This is a genomic window from Thalassolituus sp. UBA6592, assembly GCF_002433655.1.
Classification (GTDB): Bacteria; Pseudomonadota; Gammaproteobacteria; order Pseudomonadales; family Oceanobacteraceae; genus Venatoribacter.
Genome location: NZ_DJIO01000193.1, coordinates 1 through 5,239 on the forward strand (window position 1 = coordinate 1; position 5,239 = coordinate 5,239).

The following is a 5,239-nucleotide window of genomic DNA, read 5'->3' on the forward strand; positions in this document are numbered from 1 at the left end:
GTGGGCAATGCCGGATGAAATGGCAGCCATGATGGAACAGAAAATTGGCCATCCGAAAGCCGGTGCCAACACTGCATGGGTTCCGTCTCCAACCGCAGCAACTCTGCACGCGACTCACTACCACACAGTGGATGTATTCGCGGTACAGGACGAACTGAAGAAACGCGCCCATGCGTCTGTTGATGACATCCTGACCATTCCGCTGATGACTGCTGAACAGGCTGCCGCACTGACTGAAGACGACATCCGTAAAGAACTGGATAACAACTGTCAGGGTATTCTGGGCTACGTAGTACGCTGGGTTGATCAGGGCGTTGGTTGTTCCAAAGTGCCTGATATTCACAACGTTGGCCTTATGGAAGACCGCGCAACGCTGCGTATTTCATCTCAGCACGTGGCTAACTGGCTGGAGCACGGTATCTGTACCCGCGAACAGGTTGAAGACAGCCTGAAGCGCATGGCTGCGGTTGTTGATGGTCAGAATGCCGGTGATCCTGCTTACATTGCCATGGCACCGTCGTTTGACACTATCGCTTTCCAGGCAGCGTCTGACCTGATCTTCAAAGGTAAAGAACAGCCAGCCGGTTACACCGAGCCTCTGCTGCACGCTTACCGTCTGAAGTTCAAGGCTGCACAGAAATAATCTGTTGGCCTGAATGAAAAAGCCTGGCTTTTCCTCGGAAAAGCCGGGCTTTTTTGTTTGAAAACGATCGTGCCGATAATGTTAGAATCGCTTTGTTCTCACGCGGATATAAAAATAATGAAACGCAGGATCAGAGACATAGCAGTACTCACTGCTGTCACCATACTCGCCGGCTGCTCCGGTAACAGCAGTTCAGGCTCAGGTTCCAGAGCAGAACCCAGATACGTCAATGGTTATGTTGGCGCCAGTAATGTTCATAACGCACTGGTGCAGGCGGTACCGATTAACGCCAGTGGTCAGCCACGCACCACCATCAATGACAGTCGCGCAGAGGTCTATGACGGCGAACGCGCCAGCAGTACTGCCCAGGCTTATTACCGTGTCGCCGTCAGCGAACAGGACATCGGACATCCGATGACATTGATTACCCTGGCTAAGGATGGGCAGGACGACGGTGATAACCAGACCCGTATCCGTTGTCAGCTGGTGGCCGGATGTGGTGGCAGCTGGAGTTATGGCAGCGATGCGGTGGTGGATCAGCGTTTACAGATAGCCGGTGACGGTGCGGATACACCGGCTTATGAGTTGCGTGCTTCTGTCGGTAATGTGATGGAAGACATGCGTATCAACGTGAACTGGATTACCCATCTGGCGAGCGCATTTGCCTACACCAGTTACATCGATCAGAGCGGCAATGAAGGTACAGATCCGACTACACCACGTTCAGGTATTTACACTGACGTCACTATTGAGCGCGCAAACCTGTGGCTGAACCGTATGTTCGGCGTGGCAGACATTATCTCCAGTCAGCCTCTGGAGCCTTACGACCTGCGTAATGAGAACGACGTGTCTACAGCGCAGCTCAGCGATGCCATTTACTACGGGGCTTTGGTTGCGGGTGCCCAGCAGCTGGCAAAAGATGAGGGGCTGAATGAGGTCACCTGGCTCTATTATCTGGTCGATGATTTTCTGACGTATAAGGGCCAGCTGTATCAGAAGGGCGGTACCGGTACATCGCTGTACGATATTTTTGCCGCTGCCCGGGCTGTGCTCAGCAGCAATAAAGCCTATCTGGAAGAGCGCAATTACCGTGTTCCGGCTCAGACAGATGCTGTTCTGCAGCGACTGACTGATCAGATGGCGCGCTTACAGGACGGTCAGCTGACCAATGTCAGCGTCCGTTTTGATGAAGTGGAAAGCTGGAATGATGTGGTGGGCACGACCAAACGCTTTGTGGCAGATCTGAATGAACGCCTGCTGAACTGGGATGCTTCAGACCCGGATACCTGTCCGTCAGGCACCGACCAGAATGCAACAGGCTGCGTCCATAGTTTCGTCGATCCGGCTTATGTCGCTAAAACCCTGGCGTATTACGATAACCTCAACGCGGTTTACGACGGCGCTGCGCCCGGGCTCAATGTAATGACACAGCGGTTGCGCGATGCGTCACTGGCGTTTATGGCCTGCCTTAACGGCCACGCCTCCTGCGCCGGAGATTCCGCCTATCGCGCAGCGGACAAAACTTATGCGGTCAATGCCAATGGCTCCTTCCGTTTGTCTGTGGCCGGGGTTGCTGCCGACGGCTCTGCGGGTGGCACGGAAGACACGTATGCTTTTGATATCCTGCTGCCCTCCGGAGAGCTGATTGTCCCTTACCAGACTGCAGGAGGCGCCAGCCGACAGTTGCGTGCGGAATTTGCCGTATTACGCAGCGAGAACGATCTCGGTGAAACGGTCGAAAATAACCCTTATGTGCGCGTGGTTTATGATCAGCAGTATGCTCAGGTACCACTGACAGCCGTGGCGGATGCACAGACCAGCACCGTTCCGGATGGCTATGTGGAGCCCGTGGGTTTTCGATTCAGCTGGCCTTACGTGCGGATTCCTCTGGATCAGGATGGCAGCAGCGGCCAGACCGCAGAGCTTTACTTCGAGGCCAGCCTGATTGGTGTGCGCGATGTACTGACGCTGGCCGCAGGCGGTGACTCGCCTTACCACTACAACCTGGCTGAGATCGGATTGCAGTTGCTGGCGCTTGGCGAAGACGAGGGCAAACTGGCGGAAGACGGTGGCGTGGTCACTCTGGGCGATAAAGCCGAGCTGACGATTACCGGCAAAGCGACTAATGCTGCGGATTATTATTCTGACAGTCTGTGGCCCGAAGCTGATGATTTTTTCCGTGTGCGCGAAGGCTATGAGGCTGGCGCCAGCGCAGCGGATTTATTCCGCTATCGCATCCAGTATGACGAGAGTGTGCGCTTCGGCACCGACAGCCAGAATCTTGCGGTTTACCGCATGGCCGATTACATCGAGGTTGAAGTGGATGGCTATGGTATCAACCGCATTGAAATATTCGCCGACGATGATGTTGGCAGTGCCGGTGTACGGAACTGTTCTGTGGTGGTGGTGTCCGGTACCCGGCGCACAGAAAACTGCACTCAGGTCAGCCTGACCGGTAGCGTGTTGTCGGTACAGTCGCTGGTGGACGACGGCTATCTGGGTTTATTCTCAGTACCGTCACGGGGCGCCTACGCACCGGTATTTGCCCATGATAGCAACGGCAAAGCCCGGTTGGCGGCGGAGGGTGTTGAAGAAACCCTGGACGGTGAACTGAAAGCGGTATTCGCTCTGGGGATTGCCGAGCTCAATGTGCGCCTTGCTCAGGAGCTGGTGGAGTGCACCCGCTCCGCAGGATGCCTGGATAATACCGTGAGCCAGTTCAGTCGTCTGCCACTGGCGCTGGTGGATGTGAATCTGGTGCGCGAAAGCAAAGATCAATGGGAAGTGGCGATAACCGCAGGGTATGATTATGACTACCTTGTCGATATTTTGCCCACCGGCCTGCGTGCGCAGGGTTTGTATCTGGCGTACGCGGTGGGCACCACCGGCTTTGTAGATCCGGACAGTGATGAAACCATTAACTACGGGTTTGAAATCGCAGATCTGATTGTTTTCCGCGGTGGCGTTACCTTGCTGGGTAACAGCAGCGGCGAAAGCATCGGTCTGACGATTTCGGCAAATGCAGAATACGCTATTGATGAAAACGGTGAGCAGCAGCCCTGTGGGGTGATTAACCGCAAAGAACTGCGCGTTAACAGTTGTGAAGCTGTGGGCTATCTGACGTTCCGTAATTCGCTCATCGGTGTTATCCGGGAAGAGCGTGACGGCGTTTATGTGGTACGTTTTATTGATGGCCAGTTTTTAATTCTTGGAGGCTGATTGAGCCGTACAGCTTTTTATTCAGGGCTTGCTCTGATCTTACCTGTGTCTTTCTGTGTTTCGCCGGCGGCCCATGCCGCCGGTGAAGTTTTTCTGGCTGCAGATGTTCATGCTTCTTCAGAGCCGGTGTCTGTCAGCGATATGATCCATGGCTGGGATGATGGTTTTACCCGGGGCGAATACGCCTATGCCGATCTGCGTCTCAGCAGTGGCGTACGTTATGACGACTGGCAGTTGTCGGCGGAAAAACGCTGGTACTACTATTTTACCTTCAGCAAAGACATGTCCGAGTTCTACTACAACATGGAACACGATCTGACGTCGGATAAAGAACTTAATCTGAAACTGGACGTTAAATCGTTCCGTGCTGACGGTATCCGCCTGGCTAAGCTGTTCAGCGTGCCAGACTGGCAGTTTCAGCCGTCATTGGCGCTCTATAAGGTCGATCAATACCAGTTTGGTTCGCTGGACGGCGTCTCACTGGCAGGCTCCGGTGCCTCTGCGTCAGCGACCCTGGATTATCATTTCGATGAAGACAAAATTCTCGAATACCCGGTCAGCGATAGCCAGGGTTACGGCACTTCGCTGGATCTGAATCTGGCTTATACCGGTTTCACTGACTGGACGTTGAGATTCGGCGCAGGCGATGTATTGAATCGCTGGTATTTCAACGATGCGGGCTTTACCATGGGCTGCATCAACGTCGGCTCCAGTGCCGGGATTACCTGTGCCAGCAGTGGTTCGGCATCAGGGCGGGCAGGGCAGAGTGATTACGATGACCGCATCCCGATGACTCTGACGGCCAGTGCGCAATTGATGAGTCAGCATCTGCTGTTCAGCGCTTACCGGCATGATGAGTATCAACGTCTGAGTGCGGAAAAAGGCTGGCAAACACCCGTGGGGCTGATGGCGCTGTCAGTGCACAGCACCCGGCAGCTTGGTCTGCACTGGCGCTCGGCGTGGCACAATCTGAGCCTGATCACTGACGATAACCGACTCAGTCACGCCCGTGACCTGCAGATTAACCTGGGTGTTAATTTCCACTGGCGCTGAAGACCTCAGCGCCCGCCCACAAAATCCGTTATGATGCGGCTTTTTAACGCTGCAGCTGCTCAGGCGAGATATGTACCTCGAATATTTCGGTTTTGACCGATTTCCGTTCACCATCGCACCGGATCCGGACTTTCTCTTTCCTTCTGCGGGTCATCAGGAAGCACTTGCGCATCTGCAATACGCGCTGACCGGCCTGGGCGGACTGATCTGTCTTACCGGCGAAGTGGGTACGGGTAAAACCACGCTGTGCCGGTCATTTCTGGCAGGTCTGGATGACAGCGTGCGCACGGCCTATATCTTTAATCCCCAGTTGTCACCGGCCGA

At 54.6% G+C, this 5,239-nt stretch carries 3 protein-coding genes and 1 pseudogene; all 4 read left to right on the plus strand.

Annotated features, from left to right (window positions below):
• A pseudogene (locus B2Z72_RS19180) lies at positions 1-643 on the plus strand (malate synthase G); the annotation flags it as partial.
• Between the two features lie 117 nt (positions 644-760).
• Positions 761-3,862 carry a hypothetical protein gene (locus B2Z72_RS19185; protein ID WP_296982937.1) on the plus strand — a complete coding sequence of 1,034 codons (3,102 nt, stop codon included), beginning with the start codon at positions 761-763 and terminating at the stop codon, positions 3,860-3,862.
• Positions 3,863-4,915, plus strand: a complete 1,053-nt coding sequence (locus B2Z72_RS19190) for a hypothetical protein (RefSeq protein WP_296982936.1) — start codon at positions 3,863-3,865, stop codon at positions 4,913-4,915.
• 70 nt (positions 4,916-4,985) lie between these two features.
• A partial coding sequence (locus B2Z72_RS19195) for an ExeA family protein (protein ID WP_349681260.1) occupies positions 4,986-5,239 on the plus strand: 254 nt, incomplete at its 3' end.

What these genes read in the sequence shown, in the direction of transcription:
- B2Z72_RS19185 (WP_296982937.1), top strand. Translation starts at nt 761, where the DNA reads ATGAAACGCAGGATCAGAGACATAGCAGTACTCACTGCTGTCACCATA.